Source organism: Bradyrhizobium sp. AUGA SZCCT0169, assembly GCF_018130085.1.
Classification (GTDB): Bacteria; Pseudomonadota; Alphaproteobacteria; order Rhizobiales; family Xanthobacteraceae; genus Bradyrhizobium.
This window is the reverse complement of the sequence record NZ_JAFCMC010000005.1, coordinates 272526-293974: the sequence shown is the minus strand read 5'-3', so window position 1 is coordinate 293974 and position 21449 is coordinate 272526. Positions and strand designations below refer to the sequence as shown.

The following is a 21449-nucleotide window of genomic DNA, read 5'->3' as shown; positions in this document are numbered from 1 at the left end:
TCGGAACCCGCTGCAAAACACAAGCGGCGGATGCCATAGTCGGGTCAATTGCCGCAAATCGGCATCATACCGGCAAAGACCCCATGGGAGAGACAATGGCCTTGAAGGAATCTCACGTCGCGGGTGTTTCCACCACCGTCCGCGACGTCACGCTCGGCCGGTTGCTGGAGCAGGCCGCGCGGTCGGCGCCGGACCGGCTCGCGCTGATTGCGGGTGTCCCTGACCCCGCGGCGCGCCGCCAGTGGACGTATGCGGAGCTTCATACCGAAGCCCAGCGCACCGCGCGCGCCCTGCTCCGCCGCTTCAAGCCGGGCGAGCGGGTCGCCGTCTGGGCGTATAATTTGCCGGAATGGGTGATGATGGAGTTCGGCGCAGCGATGGCCGGGATGGTGCTGGTCACCGTCAACCCGGGTTTTCGAGCCAACGAGGTCGAATATGTACTGAAGCAGTCCCGCGCGGCCGGCGTCTTCGTGGTGCCGGCGTTCCGCGGCAATCCGATGCTGGACACCGTGCGGGAAGTCTCAGCCCGCTGCCCGGAATTGCGCGAGATCATCTCGTTCGACGACTGGGCTTCCTTCATCGCCACCGGCGACGACCAGGGTATCGCGCTGCCGGACGTCAAGCCGAGCGATCCGGTCATGATCCAGTACACGTCGGGCACAACAGGGTTTCCGAAAGGCGCGCTGCTGCATCACCGCGGGCTTGCCAATAACGGCGCCGATACCGCCGTACAGATGGGGGTCGAGCCCGGCGACGTCTTCATCACCACGATGCCGCTGTTCCACACCGGCGGATGCGTTTGCTGCGTGCTCGGCGCGGTGTCGCGCGCGGCAACCCAGGTGCTGATCGAAGCGTTCGAGCCGGGCCTCGTGCTGGAAATGTTTGCGACCTATCGCGGCAACGCCATGGTCGGCGTTCCCACCATGCTGGTGGCGATGCTGGAGCATCCCTCCTTCGCCACGACAGACCTGTCGTCGGTCAAGGCGATCTGCTCGGGCGGTTCGACCGTGCCGGCCGCACTGGTGACGCGGTTCGAAAAGGAACTCGGCGCGCCCTTCACCATCGTGTTCGGCCAGACCGAATGTTCGCCGGTGGCGGCGATGACCAAGACGTCGGACACCATCGAGGACAAGGCCGGCACCATCGGCCTGCCGCTGCCGAACATGGAGAACAAGATCGTCAATCCCGACACCGGCAAGACCGTGCCGATCGGCGAGATCGGCGAGTTCTGCACGCGCGGCTACCACGTCATGCTCGGCTATTTCGAGATGCCGGACGCCACGGCCGCTTCCATCGACGCCGATGGCTGGCTGCATACCGGCGACCTCTGCGCGATGGACGCCCGCGGCTACTGTACCGTCGAGGGCCGGCTCAAGGACATGATCATCCGCGGCGGCGAGAACATCTATCCGCGCGAACTCGAGGAACTGTTGTTCCGCCATCCCAAGATCAGCGAGGTCGCCGTGGTCGGACTGCCACACGAAAAATGGGGCGAGGAAGTCGCCGCCTTCATCCGCCCGGCGCAAGGTGCCGTGATCGACAAGGAGGAGCTGTCAGCCTACATGCGAGCCTCGCTGGCCCCGCACAAGACGCCAAAACACTGGTTCGTGGTCGAAGCGTTTCCGCTGACGGGCTCCGGCAAGATCCAGAAGTTCAAGTTGCGCGAGATCTGGGCAAAGGGCGAACTGACGGCGCTTTGATGCGCCCGACGCTTTTCGAAGGTTGTGCCGGGCTGCCGTCGGCGCTAGCCTTCCCGAAACCGGAAAACCCAAAACCGTAAAAGCCTAAGGAAAAGTGTCAGGGAGAGGTCATGATGCGCGGTGCTGCGTTGCTTGTTGGTTTGGTTCTCGTTGCGACGGCGGCGCATGCCGGCCCTCGCTCCGAATATGTGACGATGATGCTGCAGGCGTTTGCGGCCAAGGTGGAATGTCCCGGCACGGATGTCGTCTATCAGGATCTGGTGCAGAAGGCTCAGGAGATGCAGCAGCCGGAGGGCACCACCGAGCAAGTCCGAAAGGCCATTGCGTACGTGCATACCGGCGGAAAAATGGGTGAGCGCCCGGATGACCTGCTCTTGCAGGAGGTCGCCATCGCGACGAGGACGACGGACCTCGACCAGCGGCGCATCGGCATGACAACCTGGTGCGAGACCCAGAAGGGCAGGCTTGCAGGCTTTATCCGCGCCAAGAACTAGCAAGCGTTTCGCAGGACGGTGGCGCGGCCTCACCGGGGCTGGCTGCATCACGCTTATCCGTAGCCACCGCTTACACGAATCCGTCGGCGCGTATCACGTCGCCTTGTAGACGTCTTTCAACTTGTAGACGTCTTTCAACCGGCGCCAAAACGTCCTAACCTTCCCTGCTCACAGTCTGCGGGAGCCCCCATGCAAACCCGCGTCAGAAAGACCGCGCACGTCCTGGAGCGCCTTGGCCTTGCGATGGCCGGTGCTGCAAGCGGATTGTTTGTGGCCGCACTCGTCGGTACCAGCATCCCGCAGTTCACGTCGCAGGCTTTCCTGCTTTTGATGATGCTCGGCGGCGCCGTCGGATTCTATCTGGGCATCGACACCCCGCAACGTCCCTTCGACACCGATGGCAAGCCGACGGACGGGCATTGGGATGGCAAGATCGACGCGCCGGAATTGCTCAGCGCGGTCGGCACGTTCCTCGCCGCGGGCGCAGCCTTTGCCTCCGTCTGCGTGATCGTGCTCCGTCACGATCCGCACCTCGCCTGGACCTGGATGATCATGCTCGGCTGGGTCTTGGGAATTACCATGCAGACCGTTGCCGGTGCGATTGCACGCCGCCGGCGGTGACAGATCGCGTTTTATCGGTCAGACCGGCCGATGACCGCCATCAGCTCCGATATCTTCTGGCGCTGATCCGATTTGTCGCCGCTCGCAATCGCGTGTTCGACGCAATGCGAGACGTGATCCTTCAACACCTCTTCCTCGACGCGCCGGAGCGCGGCGCGCACCGCCGATATCTGCGTCACGATATCGATGCAGTAGCGGTCCTCGTCCACCATCCTGGACAGGCCGCGGACCTGGCCCTCGATGCGGCTCAGACGTTTTTGACAGGATGCCTTGATGTCTTTTCTCATGCGGCCTATATACCCCTACAGGGTATAGGTTGCAAGGGACTGCATTCGCGATGAACCACCACGACAAGAATCCGGAAAGCAAAACCCCGGACACAAAGGCCAATCCGGACGGCGCAACCTCCAAATCGTGTTGCAATGGCCACGATCATCACGCCCACACCGATCACGGGCACCACAGCCATCAGGATCACCACGCCGTTGCCAAGGTGCTCGACCCCGTCTGCGGAATGACGGTCGATCCCGCGACCAGCAAGCATCGCTTCGACCACCAGGAGAAAACCTTTCACTTCTGCTCGGCGGGCTGCAAAACCAAATTCGCCGCCGATCCGAAGAAGTATCTCGAGAAATCATCGGCGAAGCCCGTCCCTCAAGGCGCCGACGACGGCACGATCTACACCTGCCCGATGCATCCCGAGATCCGGAAGGTCGGGCCCGGAAGTTGCCCGATCTGCGGCATGGCGCTGGAGCCGGAGGTTGCGAGCCTCGATGCGCCGCCCAACCCAGAAGTCGCCGACATGACGCGGCGCTTCTGGATCGGCCTCGTGCTATCCGTTCCGCCGGTGGTGCTGGAGATGGGTGGGCATCTCGCCGGCGGTCACAGCCTCGTCGACCCGGCGCTGTCAAACTGGATTCAACTCGCGTTCGCCACGCCGGTCGTGATTTGGGCCGGCTGGCCCTTCTTTGTGCGCGGCTGGCAGTCGCTGCTGACGCGCAATCTCAACATGTTCACGCTGATCGCTGTCGGCACCGGGGTCGCCTATCTCTACAGCCTGGTCGGCACCATCGCGCCGCAAATTTTCCCGGCCGCCTTCCGCGGTCATGGCGGCGCAGTCGCGGTCTATTTCGAGTCTGCGGCCGTCATCACCGTGCTCGTCCTGCTCGGCCAGGTGCTGGAGCTGCGCGCCCGCGAGGCGACGTCGGGCGCCATCAAGGCCTTGCTCCAGTTGGCGCCGAAGACCGCGCGCCGCATCAGCGAGGACGGCGCCGACCATGAAGTCGAAATCGACAGCCTCGCGGTCGGGGAAATGTTGCGCGTCCGGCCCGGAGAAAAAGTGCCGGTCGACGGCGTCATCCTCGAAGGCCGCTCCTCGCTCGATGAATCGCTGGTAACAGGCGAATCCATGCCCGTCACCAAGGAGACCGGGGCAAAGGTGATTGCCGGCACGCTGAACCAATCGGGCGGGTTCGTGATGCGCGCGGAGAAAGTCGGCCGCGACACGCTGCTGTCCCAGATCGTCAAGATGGTGGCGGATGCGCAGCGCTCGCGCGCGCCGATCCAACGGCTCGCCGATCAGGTTGCGGGATGGTTTGTGCCCGCGGTCATTGCCGTGGCGCTGATCGCCTTTGGCGTCTGGTCCTATTTCGGGCCGGAGCCGCGCATGGCGTTCGGCCTCGTCGCCGCCGTGAGCGTGCTCATCATCGCCTGCCCCTGCGCGCTCGGCCTGGCGACGCCGATGTCGATCATGGTCGGCGTCGGGCGCGGCGCGCAGGCCGGCGTGCTGATCAAGAACGCCGAAGCCCTGGAGCGCATGGAAAAGGTCGACACGCTGGTGGTCGACAAGACGGGCACGCTGACCGAAGGCAAGCCGAAGGTCATAGCAATCGTGGCGACCGCGGGATACGACGAGAACGAAATCCTGCGGCTTGCCGCCAGCGTCGAACTTGCCAGCGAGCATCCGCTCGCCGACGCCATCGTGCGATCCGCAAGGGAACGTCGACTGGAACTCGGCAAGGTCGAGGCGTTCGACTCGCCGACAGGCAAAGGTGCGACCGGCAAGGTCGACGGCAAATCTGTTCTGCTCGGCAATTCGAAGTTCCTCAATTCGCTTGGCGTCGACACCCATACGCTGGATTCCGATGCCGAGCGCATGCGCGCCGATGGCGCCACCGTCATCAATATGGCAGTGGACGGCAAACTTGCCGGATTGTTCGCCATCGCCGATCCCGTCAAGGCTTCAACACAAGCGGCGTTGAAGGCGCTGGCGGAAGAAGGCATCAAGGTCATTATGCTGACCGGCGATAACAGGACCACCGCCCAAGCGGTCGCGCGGCAGCTCGGTATCGCCGACGTCGAGGCCGAAGTGCTTCCGGATCAGAAGAGCGCGGTGGTCGCTAGGCTGCAGAAGGCGGGGCGGATCGTCGCCATGGCCGGCGACGGCGTCAACGACGCTCCGGCGCTGGCGGCAGCCGAAGTCGGTATCGCCATGGGAACCGGCACCGATGTGGCGATGGAAAGCGCAGGCATCACGCTCTTGAAGGGCGACCTTGGCGGCATCGTCCGCGCACGAAAACTGTCGCAGGCCACCATGCGCAACATCCGGCAGAACCTTTTTTTCGCCTTCATCTACAACGCCGCCGGCGTCCCGATTGCTGCGGGTATCCTCTATCCCGGCTTCGGCATCCTGCTGTCGCCGATCATTGCCGCCGCGGCCATGGCGCTGTCGTCGGTCAGCGTCGTCGGCAATGCCCTGCGGTTGCGCGTCACGCGGCTGTGAACGAGCGCGCACGATTTGGAGATCATTAATCAAACCGGCGCGCACGCACGCTCCTGTTCAAAAAAAATCCACAATGTCCGCTACGAAAGGAACTCCATTTTCAAAAAAGGAGAATTTCCATGCGGTTAGGACACGCGATCTTTGTGGCGACGATAGCCGCCCTGCTCGCGGCGGCGGTACCCGGGCTTGCCAAAAACGCCGAGACGCCGAAGACCAGCGAGCAGCCGGCGTCATCGTCCTGCCATTCCTACCAGCAGACATCAGATGGATCGTGGACCGAACTGCCCTGCCAGGAACTCGGCGCTCCCGCCCCGTCGCGCAAATCCCCGCCGCGAAAGACGGATGAAGAGAACCGCTGAAGCGTGAGATAGCAAGTTCACGTTATCTCTGCGCGAGTGCGGGTGGCAGTCGAGGCGGCACTTCGCGCCCCCGCAACGCAGCCAGAAAACCGACCTCCGCCTTTGAACGCATTGCCACTTGGACGCGACTGCCTGAGAGGCGACGTCGCGAACCAAGAGGCCATTATGAGCAATCCGCCAGTCCAGCCATCCACGACCACCGGCATCCGCGTGGTTTCGATCCTGCTGCCTTGCTTTCTGATCGGGTATTTCATCTGGAAACTGTTGTCGCCGACGCCGCACACCGGGCAGGTCATGACCATGGTGTTCTATTTCGGAATGGTTCTGAGCCTCTGTAGCTTTCGCCGCGAGATACCGGCACCGCTGTTCTGGATCGGGCTGGTTGCAGGCGCCGGGCTGTTCGCGCTGCTGCTCCAGCAGACCGGCTACCTTGCCCCGTACTTTCCGCCACGCTGATTTCGCACCGTAACCCAAGATTAATGCGCACCACTTAGGATGGAGGCCAGCACTCCCATACCATCGTGAATGGCCCAAATCCCATGAAAATCGGTACCCTCCTGACCGCCGCCATCGTCTCGCTTTCCGCCGTGGGCGGTGGTCTCGCCGTCTATGTGGCCGTCACGAAATACCAGACCATGGACAAGGTGTCCGTCGCCCAGAGCCGGCTCGAAGTGGTGCGGGCCGTCGGCGACATCCCGCGTTACATGAACCCCGAACGCGGCTTCTCCACCAACATCCTGTATGGGCCGGCGGTGGTGGAGCCGAAGATGCTCACCGACCTCGACAAATACCGCAAGGATACCAACGGCGCGCTGACGAAGATGAACGCGATCCGCAAGACGCTGCCCGGCTCGCTCGACGATGGCGCGTCCGTCGCCAGCGGCATCGATGGGCTGAACGCGAAGTTCAATGCCCTGCGCGAGGCCATCGACAAGGCGATCGCCGGCCCCGCCGATGCCCGCAAGGACGCCGCCAGGAAGATTGTCGCCGATAACGCGGTCTTCAACGCCGCCATCACCGCGTTGCTCGAAGAACAGGTCCGCCGCATGGCGCTGCTCGACGGCGACGCTTACCGCCAGGCGACTTACGCCAACATCACCTGGGCACTGCGCGATGTCGGCGGCTACAACGCCAGCCTGCACAAGAACCTGGTCGGAGCCAACCGCGTCGCAACCGACGCGGAGAAGATGGAGCTGAGCCGCGCGCAGGGCCGCGCCGACCAGATCCTGATGTCGCTGCAGGATTTGCGCGGCAATCCGGCAACGCCCGCCAATGTGGCCGCTGCGCTTGGGAAAATGAACGAGGCCTATGTCGATCGGTTCGGCAAAGAGCTGAAGCTCGTCAAGGAAGGCGCGATCAGCGGCAAATACGAGCACAACGTCGATGTGTTCTTCGTTGAATCGCAAAAGGGACTCGGCGCGGTCATCACGCTGCGCGACGCGTTCTACGACAATGCCGAAGAGGTCCTGGGCGCCGCCTACTCCTCGGCACGCCTCAGCTTCATCATCGCGCTCGCAGGTCTGATCGCCGTTATCGGCGCCAGCGCGGGCCTGATCCTGATGGTCTACCGCCGCGTCTGCAAACCGATCGTCGACCTTACCGCCACCATGACACGGCTCGCCAGCGGCAACGTTTCAGACGAAATCTCGGGCGCCGAGCGCGGCGACGAGATCGGCGCGATGGCGGCTGCCGTGCGCGTCTTCAAGGACAACATGATCGAGGCCGAACACCTGTCGACGGAAAAGGCCGCCGAGAACGACGTCAAGATGCGGCGCGTCCAGGTGCTCGACGAACTCACCCGCTCGTTCGAAGCCAAAGTCAGCGAACTCGTCGGCGGATTGTCGTCAGCTTCATCCGTGATGGAAGATACCGCCCGCTCGATGTCCTCGACCGCCGCTGCCACCAACCGTCAGGCCGGTGTCGTGGCCGCGGCCTCCGAACAGACCTCAACCAACGTCCAGACCGTTGCGAGCGCCACTGAGGAACTCACCTCCTCGATTTCGGAGATCGGCCGCCAGGTCGCGCAGTCCACCGAGATCGCGGCCCGCGCCGTCGACAACGCGCGCCGCACCGGCGACACCGCCCGTTCGCTGGCCGAAGGCGCGCAGAAGATCGGCGATGTCGTAACGCTGATTCAGAGCATCGCGGCCCAGACCAACCTGCTCGCCCTCAACGCCACCATCGAGGCCGCGCGCGCCGGCGATGCCGGCCGCGGCTTTGCGGTCGTCGCCTCGGAAGTCAAATCGCTGGCCGGCCAGACCGCGAAAGCGACCACCGAAATCTCCGAACAGATCGCCGCCATCCAGGCCGCGAGCGACGAGACGGTGACGGCCATCCAGAACGTCGCCAACGTCATCGCCGAGATCGACCAGATCGGCATTGCGATTGCATCCGCAATCGAGGAACAGGGTTCGGCTACGCAGGAGATTTCCCGCAGCGTCCAGGAAGCCGCGCGCGGCACCCAGGAGGTCAACGCCAACATCTCCGGCGTGCAGCGGGCGGCCGACGAGACCGGTTCCGCCGCCACCCAGGTGCTGGGCGCAGCCGAGCAATTGTCGTCGCAATCCAAGGACCTCGCCGGCCAGGTCAACCGCTTCCTCAGCGAGGTTCGCGCCGCCTAAGTCAGGCGGGATCGCTGCAGCCAGCGCATGCTTGCCCGTCCTAACCTTCACGCGCGGCCGCTGCCAGCTGTGGTAGATGACATCAGCGGCACTGGGCCGCCTGATTGACGAGCAAGTCGCTATGCACCAACCGGCTCCCCCGCGCCCAAAGCTTGCCGAAACCGCTATTGAGCCCACGGTCAAATTGCGCGAGGTCACCGTCGGCCGTTGCTGCGAGGTTCTCGGCGATACCGCCATCGAATACACCGAACTCGGCGATTACTCCTATCTCGGCCCGGGCTGCATGGTCGCCGACGCAGAGATCGGAAAATTTTGCGCGATCGCGGCGCAGGTGCGCATCGGCGCACCCAATCATCCCCTCGACCGGCCGTCGCAGCATCGATTTACCTACTGCCCTGAATACTACACTGCCGACGCAAAGCGGGATCATACCTTCTTTCGGCAACGCCGCGCCGACCGCGTCGTGATCGGAAACGATGTCTGGATCGGGCACGCCGTCATTGTGATGCCGGGCGCAACGGTGGGCGACGGCGCCGTGCTGGCCGCCGGCGCCGTGGTTACCCGTGACGTGGCGCCCTATACGATAGTTGGCGGTGTTCCGGCAAAACAGATCAGAGAGCGCTTTAGTCGCGATATCGCCGCGCGGCTCGCAGCAATTGCGTGGTGGGATTGGCCGGCCGAAACCATCTTTCAGCGCCTGCCGGAATTCCAGTCCGGCGACGTCGAGGCGTTCTGCGCGCGCTGGAGATAATCCCCCGCCCTAGTAGAAAAAAGATGTTTCAAGCAGCAAACAGCCTCCCGGACCTGCCTTGAAGGGGCCGTGTTTGGCATGCGGAGGGCGGCAAGCGAAAGCCGGAGCGTGGAACGCCTCGAAACGATGTGGCGGCTCCTGCGAGGCCACAAGGAGCGTTCCCCTGATAACCACGACCTCCTCGTAAAACTCGTGGGCGCGCACGGCATCGATCTCGGCATTCGGCGCCCAGCGAGCGAGGCGATTGAGATGCCCCTTGCCGGCGGCTTCATCGAGCGATCCCGCTAGCGTCTTCGCTTCGATACCCGGCGCGATCGTTTCCCAACTCGAGGAAAGATCGATGTTGAAGAACTCCCGGTGTTCCTTTCCGGTCCTTGGGTCGCGCTGATCCATGATGCTGTCCTGTGTTGGGTAACGCGGACTATACTGGCTGTTGTCATGATTAAAAATGGTACTTGTCGATTGTGATGGATCGAGAGAGGTTGTGCTTGATCGACTTGCGTTCGGGCCAATTGCCCGTCTCAAAGAGCAAGCGGCAAGGCACGGGAGCTAATCGTGAGCGCGAATAAAGCGACCAAACTTGCGGTGATCGGGCGTGGCATGATCGGGTCGGCGGCGGCGCGGCATCTGTCCAAGATGGGTCACGATGTTGCACTGATCGGGCCCGATGAGCCGGCGGATTTTTCACGCCATGACGGCGTCTTCGGCAGTCACTACGATGAGGGCCGTATCACGCGGAGTTACGATCCGCAGCCATTTTGGCGGCAAATGAACCGCGCTGCGATTTCGCGCTACGGCGAGATTGCTGCGGAAAGCGGTGTGGCGTTCTACCGGGAAGTCGGGGCGCTTTACGTCGGCGACAGCGAAACGACAAACGTCGCTTCGGTTGGCAAGATCTGCGCCGAAGACGGGATCCTGTGCGAAGCATATCATGATGCGGGGCTCGCGGAGCGATTTCCGTTTCTGAGATCGACGGCGGGAGTGCAGGGATATTTCCAGCCACGCAATGCCGGATACATCAGCCCGCGCCGCCTGGTCCGCGCGCAGACGATCGCGGCGGAGCGCGCCGGGGCCCGGATCATCGACGAACCGGCTCTGGGGATTTCGGAAAGCAGCGCGGGCGTGACGATCCGGACGAGATCGGGCAGTGTCGAGGCCGAACGTGTTCTCGTGGCGGCAGGCGGGCATACCCAATCGCTGCTCGGTCGATCATTGGGTGTTACGGTCTATGGGCGTACCGTGGCGATGTTTCGGCTTGGTGCGGCGGAGACTCAACGCCTGAACGGAATGCCATCGATGCTTTGTTTGGGTCCCAAGGGCGACAATCCCTATATTCTGCCGCCGATCGCCTATCCGGACGGCCAAATCTGGTTGAAGCTCGGCGGTGATCCGGTCGATCTTCCGCTCGAAAGCGAGGCGGATATCAAGAACTGGTTCCGATCGGGCGGGTCGATTGAGGTCGCTGATCGGCTGCAAACGCAGATCCTTGAGCGTATTCGCGACCTCCATTTCGAAGAACGCCGCGTGGTGCCGTGCATGACCAGCTTTGGCGACACGGGCCTGCCCTGCATCGGACCGCTTTCGGAGCGCGTAGTGGTTGCATTCGGCTGCTACGGCAAGAGCGCGAAATGTTCGGACGAATTGGGTCGGTTAGGCGGCATGGCGCTGCTCGGCGAGGCCAAAGCCGAACTTGCCCTAATGGCCACGAGTTTACCTTAATCCCTGTTGCGCCGCAGCCGATGGCGCTAATCTCGTTTGAATCGATAATCGAAGCGATCGCCATCGGCCGTGATCAGGCCGACCGTCGGATTCGGGAAATGAACCGGCAGGATCAGCGTATCGGTGCCGACGACGGAGGCAAAGAACGTGCGGCGCGACACCGCCGACTGCTTTGGGTCCCAGTCGACGCCCGGCGACCAGTCGGGCTCGCGGCACTGGATCGCATGGTGCATCAGATCGCCGGCCACCACCGCCCGCTGCCCTTTCGAGAAGATGTTGACGCAGCAATGGCAGGGCGAATGCCCCGGCGTCGGCGTCAGCGTGACAGTATCGTCCAGCGCGTAGTCGTCATCGACCAGCAGCGCCTGCCCGGCCTCCACGATCGGCAGGCAATTGTCGCGAAACACCTTGCCGGGCGGCTCGGCGCCTTTGGCGTATTCGGCTTCCCACACCGCGTATTCCCTCTTGTGGAATATGTACTTCGCGTTCGGGAATGTCGGCACCCAGCGCCCGTCGCGCAGCGTGGTATTCCAACCGGTATGGTCGATGTGCAGATGCGTGCAGAACACGTAGTCGATCTGCTCGAAGCTCACGCCGAGTGCGAACAGCTCATTGCGCCAGCGCTCCTTGCCCGGGAAATCGAACGGCGGCGGGTGGCCCTTGTCCTCGCCGGTGCAGGTGTCGACCAGGATGGTATGGCGCGGGGTGCGGACCACAAAGGTCTGGTAGGTGATGAACATCTTGCCGGACGCCGTGTCGAAGAATTCCGGCTCCATATCAGGCAGGTGCTGCCTGAATACAGCCTCGTTATAGGCCGGGAAGAAATCCTGCGGCCGCCGCCACGGCCCCTCCCGCTCGATCACCGCGTCGATGGTGATGTCGCCGATCCTGATCTGCCGCATCGTTGCCCCCGATTTTTGCAAGAAGGGTATCGGGCAGACACTGATGGTTCAAGCCAGCGTGCACGCGTGCCTCCAATGCGTTTGGCTGGTCCTGTCGCTTGCCGCCGCCGCAAATCGAACAGAAATACTGCTTAGCAGCACATCTCAAAAGAGGTGTGATATTGGGCAGGAAAATAAAGTACGTCGCCGCAGCAATCGCTACAATCGCCGCTTGCATCACCATCAACAACACCAATCTGCTGACCGCGCATCGCGAAGGCCCTCCCGTCCTTCTCGCACATCGAGGCGTGGCGCAGCGCTTCGACGAACGCGATTTGAAGAACGACACCTGCACGGCGGCACGGATGTTGCCGCCGACGCACGACTATCTGGAAAATACCATTCGTTCGATGCGATCAGGGTTTGCGGCCGGCGCCGATATCGTCGAGATTGATGTCCATCCGACAACCGATGGCGAGTTTGCGGTATTTCATGACTGGACGCTCGACTGCCGCACGGATGGACGCGGGGTTACCCGCGAGCATGCGATGGCCGAACTGAAATTGCGCGACATCGGTTACGGATACACGGCCGACAACGGCAAGACGTTCCCATTCCGCGGCAAGGGCATCGGCCAGATGCCGACGCTGGGCGAGACGCTCGCGACCTTCCCGGACAAGCGGTTGCTGATCAACGTCAAAAGCCGCGATCGGTCCGAAGGCGAGAAGCTGGCCGGCGTGCTGGGAGCCCTCCCCGCCGAGCGCCGCCGCCTCATCATGGTCTATGGCGGCGACGAGCCGATCGAAGCGGTCCGGCGACTGGTGCCGGACATCAGGACGATTTCACGCGCGGCCATCAAGAGCTGTCTTGTCAGCTACATCGGGTATGGCTGGACCGGCATGGTACCGCGGGCGTGCGCAAATGCGATGGTTCTGGTGCCGATCAATGTCGCGCCGTGGCTGTGGGGCTGGCCGGACCGATTCCTCAACCGCATGGACGCGGCGAACAGCGCGGTCTTCGTGCTCGGCCCCTACAGCGGCGGCGAGTTTTCGTCCGGCATCGACACGCCGGAACTCTTGCAACGGCTGCCCGAAAAATACTCCGGCGGCATCTGGACCAACGAAATCGAAACAATCGCCCCGCTGGTGCGACGGAGATAGCGCATCAGCTGCGCAGGCCCGGTGCCTCGTGGCCGGTGCGCGCGACGTATTCCGTATAGCCGCCGCCGAACTGGTGGATGCCCTCGGGCGTCAATTCCAGCACGCGGTTGGAAAGCGCCGCCAGGAAGTGGCGATCATGCGAGACAAACAGCATGGTGCCCTCGAATTCGGAGAGCGCGTTGATCAGCATTTCCTTGGTCGCGAGATCCAGATGGTTGGTCGGCTCGTCCAGCACCAGAAAGTTCGGCGGGTCGAACAGCATCTGCGCCATCACCAGCCGCGCCTTCTCGCCGCCCGACAGCACCCGGCATTTTTTCTCGACATCGTCGCCGGAAAACCCGAAGCAGCCGGCCAGCGCACGCAATGAGCCCTGGCCTGCCTGCGGGAAGCAATCTTCCAGCCACTGGAACACGGTGCGTTCGCCGTCGAGCAAATCCATCGCGTGCTGGGCGAAATAACCCATCTTGACGCTACCGCCGACCACGACGGTGCCGTCATCAGGCTCGGTCGAGCCCGCCACCAGTTTCAGCAACGTCGACTTGCCGGCGCCGTTGATGCCCATCACGCACCAGCGCTCGCGGCGGCGGATCATGAAGTCGAGGCCTTCATAGATGCTGCGGCTGCCATAACCCTTGTGGACGTTCTTCAGGCTGACGACGTCCTCGCCGGAACGCGGCGCCGGCAGGAAGTCGAACGCGACCGTCTGGCGCCGCTTCGGCGGCTCGACGCGCTCGATCTTGTCCAGCTTCTTCACGCGGCTCTGCACCTGCGCGGCGTGCGAGGCACGCGCCTTGAAACGCTCGATGAATTTTATCTCTTTTGCCAGCATCGCCTGCTGGCGCTCGAACTGGGCCTGCTGCTGCTTCTCGTTGAGCGCACGCTGCTGTTCGTAGAATTCATAGTTGCCGGAAAAAGTCGTCAGCGTGCCGCCGTCGATCTCGACCACCTTGTTGATGATGCGGTTGATGAACTCGCGGTCATGCGAGGTCATCAACAGCGCGCCTTCATAGCCGCGCAAAAACTGCTCCAGCCAGATCAGGCTTTCCAGATCGAGATGGTTGCTCGGTTCGTCCAGCAGCATCACATCCGGCCGCATCAATAGAATGCGCGCCAGCGCGACGCGCATCTTCCAGCCGCCCGACAGCGCGCCGACGTCGCCATCCATCATTTCCTGGCTGAACCCGAGGCCCGAAAGCGCCTCGCGGGCCCGGCCGTCGAGTGCATAGCCGTCGAGCTCCTCGAAGCGGTGCTGCACCTCGCCATAGCGCGCGATGATGTCTTCCATCTCATCCGCCTGATCCGGATCGGCCATCGCGCCTTCAAGCGCCCGAAGCTCGGCCGCCACGACGCTGACGGGGCCGGCGCCATCCATCACCTCGGCAACCGCGCTGCGGCCTGCCATCTCGCCGACATCCTGGCTGAAATAGCCGATGGTAATGCCGCGATCGAGCGACACCTGGCCCTCGTCGGGCAGTTCCTGACCTGAGATCATCCGGAAAAGCGTGGTCTTTCCAGCCCCGTTCGGGCCGACAAGGCCGATCTTCTCGCCCTTTTGCAGGGCTGCCGAAGCTTCGATGAAGAGGATCTGGTGGCCGACTTGCTTCGAGACGTTATCGAGACGGATCATTGTTACCCAAACATGGAAATTGCTGGCCGCTCTTATTCTATGTAGCGCGTTGGGGAAAGCCTAATCCGAGGCGCGGGCCAATCGCGTTTTTCTAGGCCGCCCGCATCAGCTTCAAGGTGGCGGCCAGCCGCAGGCTGCGCTTTCCAGCGAGCGCGATGCCTTCGAGTTCCGCGCCCTCGCCGTCGCACGTGCCGGAAAAGCCGATGCCGACCTCATAGCCGCCAAACACCAGATTTTCGCCCTTTGCCGGTGTGTGCTCCTGGTTGAGTATCTCGCCTTTCCAGCGGCCATCGGCGGAGCTGTAGGAACCGAGGTAATAGAAGAACGCGTCGCCGCCGAGGATGCGACCGTTCATCAGCAGCATGACGCCGGACAACCCGGCATCGACGCCGTCGAGCGCGCGGATGTGAATCGAATAGAGCCCGTTCACAATGCCGCCCGATCCGACTTCGCCGACCGGCGGCAATGCCTCGTCATCGAGCCGGGTGAGATTGGCCCAGAACAGTGCTCCCGGCCGGGGCGCGGCGCTGCCTTCGAAGCGGATATTGGTGCCGTCCGTCGTTCCCCGCACACTGATCGCGGCGACGTCGGTGTCCATCAGCGGCTTGTAATGTGGGTCCTCATTATGACGTTGGGTGATGACCTCGCCGAGAATCTCATCGCCGTTTTCCTGGTAGCTCCCCAGGTGCGCGAAGGCGGAATTGCCGCCCAGCAGCTTGCCCTCATGCATGCACATGATGCTGCGACCGAACGCATCGTTCACGCCGTACTCAGCCTTGTAAAGCCCGTCCAGCAAAGCAAATTTCCTGCTTCATTGCATCATCTCGCGGGGGCATAGCACCGGCGGGGAACCAGTACCAGCGGTCGTTTTAGCGCAGGTCTTGGGCGTTCCGTGTCATACCTCACGCAGCCGGCACCGCCGTCGTGAACCGGCTGGCCGCAGCAGCCGACCAATGGGCGATTTCCATTGCGGTGATACCGATGACCGAAGATGAAGAGACCATTGCCCGAACCATCGCCGAGGCCAGTGAGCTGCCGCTGAAGGACGCGGCGTATTTGCTGTGGCGGGAGTGCTCCAAGCTCGACTTGCTCGCGTGGCGGGCGATGCCGCCGAACGTGCGTGACGTGTTCCGGTCGCGGCCGGCGGAGAATTCGATCGAGGTCAAATTCGAGCACGATCATCCCGAAGACGGTCTGACCTTCGACCGCTTGCAACTCACCCATCCCGGTATGGATGAAGCGGAAGTGAAGCAGGCCATCATTGCCGCGGTGAGATTCGACGATGCCTGTTTTGGCTACTTCGACAAGATCAAGGGCGAGTTCGGCGCACGCTACAAGCGCGCCGTCGAGCTGGCGGCAAAAGATTATCCCGGATATCTCGAACTGACCTATCAGCGGGCGCGATACTACATCAGCTATTACATGAAGTAGTCCGCCCTCCTCAGCGGCGACCCGGTCGCAGAGCACGAGGTCGGCCGATTGCGCGCGCCAGAACGGGCAACATCGACACACCCATCGCAACCGCGACCCCGTAAAACAGCTTTCTCATGGGGCGGCAGGTTGCGTCGACCGGCAGGCAAATTCAAAGCTCGCAAATTCAAGGCTCGAGCCCGCTCTCGCGCAGCACTGGCGCAACCTCGCGCGATGCAAGAAACCGCAACAGCCGATCCGATTGAGCAGCCTTGGCAGAGGCCGCCACGCGGCCGGCGGATAACACCGCGGGCGTTTGCAGCTCGCGAGGAATGGGGCCGATGACCTCGATACCCCCGACCTGCTTCAACTCGCTGATCTGCTGCACGGCCAGATCCGCCTCCCCCGCCACCAGCCGTTCGGCGGTAAAGCCCGACGGGATGATGCAGGCTTTCGCATTGATCTCGGACGCAATGCCCAGGCGCTCGATCAACTGGGCGAACAGAATGCCGCTGGCGCCGATCCGCGAATAGGCCACCGAACGGGCGGCAAGCAGCGCCGCGCGCAGCGCGGGCTCGGTTGCGATGTCGGGATGGGAAAAGCCCGCCTTCACCGCGAGGCCGACATAGGATCGCGCGAGATCCACGCAGCTATCCGCCACCACGCGACCTTCGCGGACCATGTCGTCGAGCCCCTCGCGGGTCAGGATCACGATGTCTGCGCCCTCGCCGCCGCGCAGGCGATCCAGCAGCGCCAGCGTCGGCGCAAAATCGGCATCGATGCGCACACCGCCGGCTGCCTGATAATCCCCAGCCAGATTGTGAACCGCGCCCTTCAGCGCCAGTGTCGAGAGCACGCGCACGGCATTGTCCATGGCGTTACGCCCGATGCATCAGCTTGAGCACGGCTGTCAGCCGCAGGCTACGCTTGCCCGCAAGCGCGGTGGCCTCGAGCAGCGCGCCCTGGTCGTCGCAAGTACCGGCAAAGCCGATGCCGACCTCGTGCCCGCCGAACACCGGGTTCTCGCCTCTCGCTGGCGTGTGCTCCTGATTGAGGATCTGGCCTTTCCAGCGGCCCTTCTCGGAGGTGTAGCTGCCGATGTAGTAGAACGACGCATCGCCGCCGAGGATGCGGCCATCATTGAGCAACATCACGCCGGTCAGGCCGCCGTCGACGCCGTCGAGCATGCGGATGTGAATGGAATAGAGGCCATTGACGATACCATCCTGGCCGACGCCTCCGGCGATCGGGATCTCCTCCTCCCCGATCGGCGTCATGACCGAGCTGAATTTCGCACCCGGCAATTCCTTGAGGCCGCCTTCAAACCGGTAGAGTTTGCCGTCCGGCTTGCCCCGCGCCAGCAAGGTCGCGTCGTCGGTGCCGGCCATCGCGCGGTAATTCGGGTCGGGATTATGGCGAACGGTCTTGATCTCGATGACAAGCTCGCCGCCGGCTTCTTCCTGATAAGTGCCGATATGAGCAAAGGCGGAATTGCCGCCGAGCATCTTGCCGGCGCGCACATACATCACGCTGCGGCCGACCGCGTCGTTGAGCTGAAACCGGATCTTGTAGAAACCCTCGAGCAATGGCCGTGTCCCCGGCAAGCGCATCCGTATCTAGCGCGGTTCATAACGCAGGGGAACGGCTTGAATCGGGCAAAGGGCTTGAATCGATACATTTGAGGCAAGGTCATCGCAACGCAATGATCCGCCAAAGCGGTCTCGCTTTGGCGGATCAGGGTAGCGAGCCGGACGGCCCCGTCCGGGTATGCAGTGTCGCTTAGGCCGCGGCCGACTTGGCCGAGGTCGGAACCTCGGAGATCGTCTTCAGGATCTGGGAAGCGATCTGGTAGGGGTCGCCTTGCGAGTTCGGACGACGGTCTTCCAGATAGCCCTTGTAGCCGTTGTTCACGAAGGAATGCGGAACGCGGATCGAAGCACCGCGGTCGGCCACGCCATAGCTGAACTTGTTCCAGGGCGCGGTCTCGTGCTTGCCGGTCAGGCGCTTGTCGTTGTCAGGCCCGTAGACGGCGATGTGGTCCATGAGATTCTTCTCAAAGGCCGCCATCAGCTTCTCGAAATACTCCCTGCCGCCGACTTCGCGCATGTAGCTCGTCGAGAAGTTGGCGTGCATGCCGGAGCCGTTCCAGTCGGTGTCGCCGAGCGGCTTGCAGTGGAATTCGATGTCGATGCCGTAGCTCTCGGTGAGGCGCAGCATCAAGTAGCGGGCGATCCACATTTCGTCGGCCGCCTTCTTGGAGCCCTTGCCGAAGATCTGGAATTCCCACTGCCCCTTCGCCACTTCGGCGTTGATGCCTTCGTGGTTGATACCGGCAGCGAGGCAGAGATTGAGATGCTCTTCCACGATCTTGCGGGCGACGTCGCCGACGTTCTTGTAGCCGACGCCGGTGTAGTACGGGCCCTGCGGCGCCGGATAACCGTCGGTCGGGAAGCCGAGCGGACGACCATCCTTGTAGAAGAAGTATTCCTGCTCGAAGCCAAACCATGCGCCTTCGTCGTCGAGGACGGTCGCGCGCTTGTTCGACGCGTGCGGGGTTTTGCCATCAGGCATCATGACTTCGCACATCACGAGTGCGCCGTTTTCACGCGCAGCGTCGGGGTAGACCGCGACCGGCTTCAACACGCAATCGGAGCTGTGGCCTTCGGCCTGCTGCGTGGAGGAGCCATCGAAGCCCCACAGCGGGAGCTGCTCGAGCGTTGGGAACGAAGCGAATTCCTTGATCTGTGTTTTGCCGCGCAGACTGGGTGTCGGCGTATATCCGTCGAGCCAAATATACTCGAGCTTGTACTTGGTCATTGAGCCTCTCTTGAGTTTAGTGCTGCAAAGTGCGGAAACCCCGGACTTTGGAGGTTAGAAGCCCCTGCCGTCCCCGCACACGTGTACCCGGCCACGTCAGGCCGCTTCTTACCAAGCAATTAAAGTGCCAATCGCTGCAGCGCGGCATTAGATGGCGTCGAGATGCTCACCGTCGCGCGTGCATTTTTTGCTGCGGCATAGGAGCGCGCCCGACATGCGCGCCAGGCGGCCAAAAGGCGCTTTGGTCCCCGGTTGAAGCCCGATTCTACAGCAGTTTTGCCCCCGGCTTTCCGGCCCGATTAAAGCTGCAGCAGCTGATCTGCCCATGCGACGCCAAAGGCGGCCGCCGCCGGCAACCTTCACGCCGGCCCAAGCGTTAGCCATCTGCCCATTGCCTCCCACGAAGCAAAACAGCAAGTGCCTACAAAATGTACATTCACGGCGCTTTTTTGAGCAACTTGCATTCCCGGAGGCGCAGACGATATCGCGGTTTCAGTAACGACTACAGAACGAGTCGGGCGCACCATGGTGGTTCGCTCGACCTACGGAGAGACTCAAATGGTCAATACAGGTGTGAATGAGGGGTCTGCCAAGATCTATCAATTCCCAGCCGGGGGTCGGTCCGCCCTGGCGGGGCGCCGCTACGGCGAGACCAAGTCCGACGCGGCCGCGCCGGCGGTCGACATCGCCGATTGCAGCGGCAGCTGGTACCACGCGGCCGCCATCGAGGAAACCAAGCCTGGGCGCGACCACTGATGCCAGCCCAACGTTCGACAAATCCGCGTCAAAGAGTTCAGGCGCGGCCAGTGAAGTAGAAAAGGGTCGGAACGAAATCGTTTCGGCCCTTTTTCATGCAAACCTTGTCTTTAGGTCTGCTCGCACGCCGTTACCGGCCGTTTGGCGTGCTTGAGCGTGGTGAGCCCGGCCTTCGTGACTCTCAGGGTAATCCCGCGGGCCGTATAGCGCGCCCCCGACAACGCCACCCCCTTTTTCAGCGTCACCGCCTTGCCATCGAGCTGCAGGTGGGCGCGTGAATCGTAGCGGAAGAACCCGGCAATGAATTGCGTTCCGTCGGCGCAACGATAGTTTTTGAAGGTCGCCTGTGCCCACGCGGCCGAGCCCGCCGTTCCCAGAACCACCGTTCCCAGGAACAGCGCCGCCGCGAAACCAGCGATCTTGCGATTATTCATATTCTCCTCCAGACGGCCCGAGTATAGACCAGAGGTCAGGACGCGACACACCCCGGCTCAAGCGCCGCACAAGAATTGCTTCTCCAAGAATTCCATCAAGAATTCCATAAGGCCGCCCGATGTCAGATTCCCCTGCCCGTCATCTCAATCTTGCTGGCGCCAGCAATTTCCGCGACCTCGGCGGCTATCTCACCCGCGACGGCCGCACCGTACGCTGGCGGCAGATATTCCGGTCCAACCATCTCGGCCATCTCACCGATGATGACGCTGCGGTCTTGCGCTCGCTCGGCGTCAAGAGCGCGTTCGATTTTCGCGGCACGACGGAGCGCGCCGAGGCGCTGTGTGGCCTCGCCGATATCACCGTGCATTCGCTGCCGGTCGAGCCAACGGTGGTCGCCGCACTTCGCGCCATCGCCGCCGGCGGCACGGAGCTGTCGGCCGACCACGCCGTCGAGGTGATGCGCGATTCCTACCGCAGCTATGTGCAGCAGAACACGCCGCGCTTCCGCGCGCTGTTTGCGCATCTGCTGGAAGATCGCGCGCCCCTGGTAATCCATTGCACCGCCGGCAAGGATCGCACCGGCTTCGCCTGCGCACTGATCCTGCACACGCTTGGCGTCCCCGACGAGGTGATTGCGGAAGATTATCTGTTGACCAACCAGTTCTACCGCCGGGATCCCGCCGCCAGCAGCGACCTGCCCGATCACGTCAAGCAGGTGCTGGGCTCGGTGCAAACAGCGTTCCTGGGCGCTGCGTTCGAAGCCATCGACGCCGACTATGGCGACCTCGAAGCTTACCTGCGCGACGGCATCGGCCTTGGGGCAAAGGAGCGCGCGGCGCTTGCCGCGCTCTATTTGCAATCCTGATTTAATCGGCCTTCCCCGCCGCATCCGAGCCTGCCGTGCTTCCGCGCGAATGTGTCTTGCGATCGTTCAGGCCGCGGCTTCCATTTCCATTTCTGCATCGAGATCGGCGATGACGTCCTCGAATGCCTGGATTGCCTGCTGGATCGCCGCGATCTGCATCAGCTCCCAGTCCTTGATCGGACCGTTGCGGTTTTGCAGCGCGACCACCAGATCCCGCCGCTGCTCCTTAAGCTGAACAAGCGGTAAACCGTGGTCGGGTAGAGATCCCATCGTGATGCCCCTGCCTTGGATTGGACTCCCCTTGTAGTGAATGGAACCTGCAATCGACTTGCGCAACTCCCGCAAATTTTAGCGATCGGCCTTGATCCGTATTCTTACGTAGTCCGCAACGCCGGTTCGGCCTTTTTGGACGTGAAATTCGCCGCATTGCTGATGAAAAACCCTGACGATA

At 62.6% G+C, this 21449-nt stretch carries 23 protein-coding genes; 13 read left to right on the top strand and 10 right to left on the bottom strand.

Annotated features, from left to right (window positions below):
* The first annotated feature begins 95 nt into the window (after positions 1-95).
* The 3 genes from JQ609_RS08880 (at position 96) to JQ609_RS08870 (ending at position 2815) form a co-directional block, all read left to right on the top strand.
* The gene (locus JQ609_RS08880; protein ID WP_212273091.1) at positions 96-1700 is read left to right on the top strand and encodes an AMP-binding protein; all 1605 of its coding nucleotides are present in this window, start codon (positions 96-98) and stop codon (positions 1698-1700) included.
* 113 nt (positions 1701-1813) lie between these two features.
* A complete protein-coding gene (locus JQ609_RS08875; RefSeq protein WP_212273177.1) occupies positions 1814-2194 on the top strand; it encodes a hypothetical protein in 381 nt (126 codons plus the stop codon).
* A 189-nt stretch (positions 2195-2383) separates the two neighbouring features.
* Entirely contained in the window at positions 2384-2815 is a 432-nt protein-coding gene (locus JQ609_RS08870) for a hypothetical protein (RefSeq protein ID WP_212212803.1), read from the top strand.
* 11 nt (positions 2816-2826) lie between these two features.
* On the opposite strand, the gene JQ609_RS08865 is transcribed toward JQ609_RS08870, so the two are convergent.
* On the bottom strand, positions 2827-3102 hold the full coding sequence (locus tag JQ609_RS08865) for a metal-sensitive transcriptional regulator (protein WP_212038387.1): 276 nt from the start codon (positions 3100-3102) through the stop codon (positions 2827-2829).
* Positions 3103-3152: 50 nt separating this feature from the next.
* Here JQ609_RS08865 and JQ609_RS08860 point away from each other — a divergent pair, with 50 nt between their 5' ends.
* From JQ609_RS08860 to JQ609_RS08840, 5 genes are all read left to right on the top strand, one after another.
* A complete protein-coding gene (locus JQ609_RS08860) occupies positions 3153-5597 on the top strand; it encodes a heavy metal translocating P-type ATPase (RefSeq protein WP_212273089.1) in 2445 nt (814 codons plus the stop codon).
* Between the two features lie 119 nt (positions 5598-5716).
* On the top strand, positions 5717-5956 hold the full coding sequence (locus tag JQ609_RS08855) for a hypothetical protein (RefSeq protein ID WP_212212797.1): 240 nt from the start codon (positions 5717-5719) through the stop codon (positions 5954-5956).
* A 165-nt stretch (positions 5957-6121) separates the two neighbouring features.
* Positions 6122-6412 carry a hypothetical protein gene (locus JQ609_RS08850; RefSeq protein WP_212273088.1) on the top strand — a complete coding sequence of 97 codons (291 nt, stop codon included), beginning with the start codon at positions 6122-6124 and terminating at the stop codon, positions 6410-6412.
* Between the two features lie 83 nt (positions 6413-6495).
* A complete protein-coding gene (locus tag JQ609_RS08845) occupies positions 6496-8577 on the top strand; it encodes a methyl-accepting chemotaxis protein (RefSeq protein WP_212273086.1) in 2082 nt (693 codons plus the stop codon).
* Positions 8578-8698: 121 nt separating this feature from the next.
* Complete coding sequence (locus tag JQ609_RS08840; protein ID WP_212273084.1) at positions 8699-9328, top strand: DapH/DapD/GlmU-related protein; 630 nt, start codon at positions 8699-8701, stop codon at positions 9326-9328.
* A gap of 9 nt (positions 9329-9337) precedes the next feature.
* Here the strand turns inward: JQ609_RS08840 and JQ609_RS08835 are convergent, their stop codons facing one another.
* A complete protein-coding gene (locus JQ609_RS08835) occupies positions 9338-9721 on the bottom strand; it encodes a cupin (protein ID WP_212273082.1) in 384 nt (127 codons plus the stop codon).
* A gap of 162 nt (positions 9722-9883) precedes the next feature.
* On the opposite strand from JQ609_RS08835, the gene JQ609_RS08830 reads away from it, so the two are divergent.
* Complete coding sequence (locus JQ609_RS08830) at positions 9884-11047, top strand: FAD-dependent oxidoreductase (protein WP_312014822.1); 1164 nt, start codon at positions 9884-9886, stop codon at positions 11045-11047.
* Positions 11048-11073: 26 nt separating this feature from the next.
* On the opposite strand, the gene JQ609_RS08825 is transcribed toward JQ609_RS08830, so the two are convergent.
* Positions 11074-11949: an MBL fold metallo-hydrolase gene (locus JQ609_RS08825; protein WP_212273078.1), complete on the bottom strand. Its 876-nt coding sequence runs from the start codon at positions 11947-11949 to the stop codon at positions 11074-11076.
* Positions 11950-12110: 161 nt separating this feature from the next.
* Here JQ609_RS08825 and JQ609_RS08820 point away from each other — a divergent pair, with 161 nt between their 5' ends.
* Positions 12111-13088 carry a glycerophosphodiester phosphodiesterase family protein gene (locus JQ609_RS08820; protein WP_212273076.1) on the top strand — a complete coding sequence of 326 codons (978 nt, stop codon included), beginning with the start codon at positions 12111-12113 and terminating at the stop codon, positions 13086-13088.
* Positions 13089-13092: 4 nt separating this feature from the next.
* Here JQ609_RS08820 and JQ609_RS08815 read toward each other — a convergent pair whose 3' ends face one another.
* Positions 13093-14715 (bottom strand): ABC-F family ATP-binding cassette domain-containing protein, encoded by a 1623-nt coding sequence (locus JQ609_RS08815; protein WP_212273074.1) that lies wholly within the window; start codon positions 14713-14715, stop codon positions 13093-13095.
* Positions 14716-14806: 91 nt separating this feature from the next.
* The gene (locus tag JQ609_RS08810) at positions 14807-15511 is read right to left on the bottom strand and encodes a GrlR family regulatory protein (RefSeq protein WP_212273072.1); all 705 of its coding nucleotides are present in this window, start codon (positions 15509-15511) and stop codon (positions 14807-14809) included.
* Positions 15512-15696: 185 nt separating this feature from the next.
* Between JQ609_RS08810 and JQ609_RS08805 the strand changes: the two genes are divergently transcribed.
* Complete coding sequence (locus tag JQ609_RS08805; RefSeq protein ID WP_212273065.1) at positions 15697-16146, top strand: hypothetical protein; 450 nt, start codon at positions 15697-15699, stop codon at positions 16144-16146.
* 166 nt (positions 16147-16312) lie between these two features.
* Here the strand turns inward: JQ609_RS08805 and JQ609_RS08800 are convergent, their stop codons facing one another.
* The 3 genes from JQ609_RS08800 to JQ609_RS08790 form a co-directional block, all read right to left on the bottom strand.
* Positions 16313-16999 carry a substrate-binding domain-containing protein gene (locus JQ609_RS08800; protein WP_212273063.1) on the bottom strand — a complete coding sequence of 229 codons (687 nt, stop codon included), beginning with the start codon at positions 16997-16999 and terminating at the stop codon, positions 16313-16315.
* 4 nt (positions 17000-17003) lie between these two features.
* Positions 17004-17711, bottom strand: a complete 708-nt coding sequence (locus tag JQ609_RS08795; protein ID WP_212273061.1) for a GrlR family regulatory protein — start codon at positions 17709-17711, stop codon at positions 17004-17006.
* Positions 17712-17904: 193 nt separating this feature from the next.
* Entirely contained in the window at positions 17905-18942 is a 1038-nt protein-coding gene (locus JQ609_RS08790) for a glutamine synthetase beta-grasp domain-containing protein (RefSeq protein WP_212273060.1), read from the bottom strand.
* A 558-nt stretch (positions 18943-19500) separates the two neighbouring features.
* Here JQ609_RS08790 and JQ609_RS08785 point away from each other — a divergent pair.
* Positions 19501-19698, top strand: coding sequence for a DUF2735 domain-containing protein (locus tag JQ609_RS08785; RefSeq protein WP_212212775.1), 198 nt, complete (start codon positions 19501-19503; stop codon positions 19696-19698).
* A 110-nt stretch (positions 19699-19808) separates the two neighbouring features.
* Here the strand turns inward: JQ609_RS08785 and JQ609_RS08780 are convergent, their stop codons facing one another.
* Positions 19809-20132 carry an MliC family protein gene (locus tag JQ609_RS08780; protein ID WP_212212773.1) on the bottom strand — a complete coding sequence of 108 codons (324 nt, stop codon included), beginning with the start codon at positions 20130-20132 and terminating at the stop codon, positions 19809-19811.
* 119 nt (positions 20133-20251) lie between these two features.
* Between JQ609_RS08780 and JQ609_RS08775 the strand changes: the two genes are divergently transcribed.
* Entirely contained in the window at positions 20252-20998 is a 747-nt protein-coding gene (locus JQ609_RS08775) for a tyrosine-protein phosphatase (protein ID WP_212273059.1), read from the top strand.
* A gap of 66 nt (positions 20999-21064) precedes the next feature.
* On the opposite strand, the gene JQ609_RS08770 is transcribed toward JQ609_RS08775, so the two are convergent.
* Positions 21065-21334 (bottom strand): hypothetical protein, encoded by a 270-nt coding sequence (locus JQ609_RS08770; protein WP_249119535.1) that lies wholly within the window; start codon positions 21332-21334, stop codon positions 21065-21067.
* Positions 21335-21449: the final 115 nt, after the last annotated feature.

Bases quoted from the DNA above. Each gene is read 5' to 3' on its own strand.
- JQ609_RS08880 (WP_212273091.1), top strand. From the start codon at position 96: ATGGCCTTGAAGGAATCTCACGTCGCGGGTGTTTCCACCACCGTCCGC.
- JQ609_RS08875 (WP_212273177.1), top strand. From the start codon at position 1,814: ATGCGCGGTGCTGCGTTGCTTGTTGGTTTGGTTCTCGTTGCGACGGCG.
- JQ609_RS08870 (WP_212212803.1), top strand. From the start codon at position 2,384: ATGCAAACCCGCGTCAGAAAGACCGCGCACGTCCTGGAGCGCCTTGGC.
- JQ609_RS08865 (WP_212038387.1), bottom strand. From the start codon at position 3,102: ATGAGAAAAGACATCAAGGCATCCTGTCAAAAACGTCTGAGCCGCATC.
- JQ609_RS08860 (WP_212273089.1), top strand. From the start codon at position 3,153: ATGAACCACCACGACAAGAATCCGGAAAGCAAAACCCCGGACACAAAG.
- JQ609_RS08855 (WP_212212797.1), top strand. From the start codon at position 5,717: ATGCGGTTAGGACACGCGATCTTTGTGGCGACGATAGCCGCCCTGCTC.
- JQ609_RS08850 (WP_212273088.1), top strand. From the start codon at position 6,122: ATGAGCAATCCGCCAGTCCAGCCATCCACGACCACCGGCATCCGCGTG.
- JQ609_RS08845 (WP_212273086.1), top strand. From the start codon at position 6,496: ATGAAAATCGGTACCCTCCTGACCGCCGCCATCGTCTCGCTTTCCGCC.
- JQ609_RS08840 (WP_212273084.1), top strand. From the start codon at position 8,699: ATGCACCAACCGGCTCCCCCGCGCCCAAAGCTTGCCGAAACCGCTATT.
- JQ609_RS08835 (WP_212273082.1), bottom strand. From the start codon at position 9,721: ATGGATCAGCGCGACCCAAGGACCGGAAAGGAACACCGGGAGTTCTTC.
- JQ609_RS08825 (WP_212273078.1), bottom strand. From the start codon at position 11,949: ATGCGGCAGATCAGGATCGGCGACATCACCATCGACGCGGTGATCGAG.
- JQ609_RS08815 (WP_212273074.1), bottom strand. From the start codon at position 14,715: ATGATCCGTCTCGATAACGTCTCGAAGCAAGTCGGCCACCAGATCCTC.
- JQ609_RS08805 (WP_212273065.1), top strand. From the start codon at position 15,697: ATGACCGAAGATGAAGAGACCATTGCCCGAACCATCGCCGAGGCCAGT.
- JQ609_RS08800 (WP_212273063.1), bottom strand. From the start codon at position 16,999: ATGGACAATGCCGTGCGCGTGCTCTCGACACTGGCGCTGAAGGGCGCG.
- JQ609_RS08790 (WP_212273060.1), bottom strand. From the start codon at position 18,942: ATGACCAAGTACAAGCTCGAGTATATTTGGCTCGACGGATATACGCCG.
- JQ609_RS08785 (WP_212212775.1), top strand. From the start codon at position 19,501: ATGGTCAATACAGGTGTGAATGAGGGGTCTGCCAAGATCTATCAATTC.
- JQ609_RS08780 (WP_212212773.1), bottom strand. From the start codon at position 20,132: ATGAATAATCGCAAGATCGCTGGTTTCGCGGCGGCGCTGTTCCTGGGA.
- JQ609_RS08775 (WP_212273059.1), top strand. From the start codon at position 20,252: ATGTCAGATTCCCCTGCCCGTCATCTCAATCTTGCTGGCGCCAGCAAT.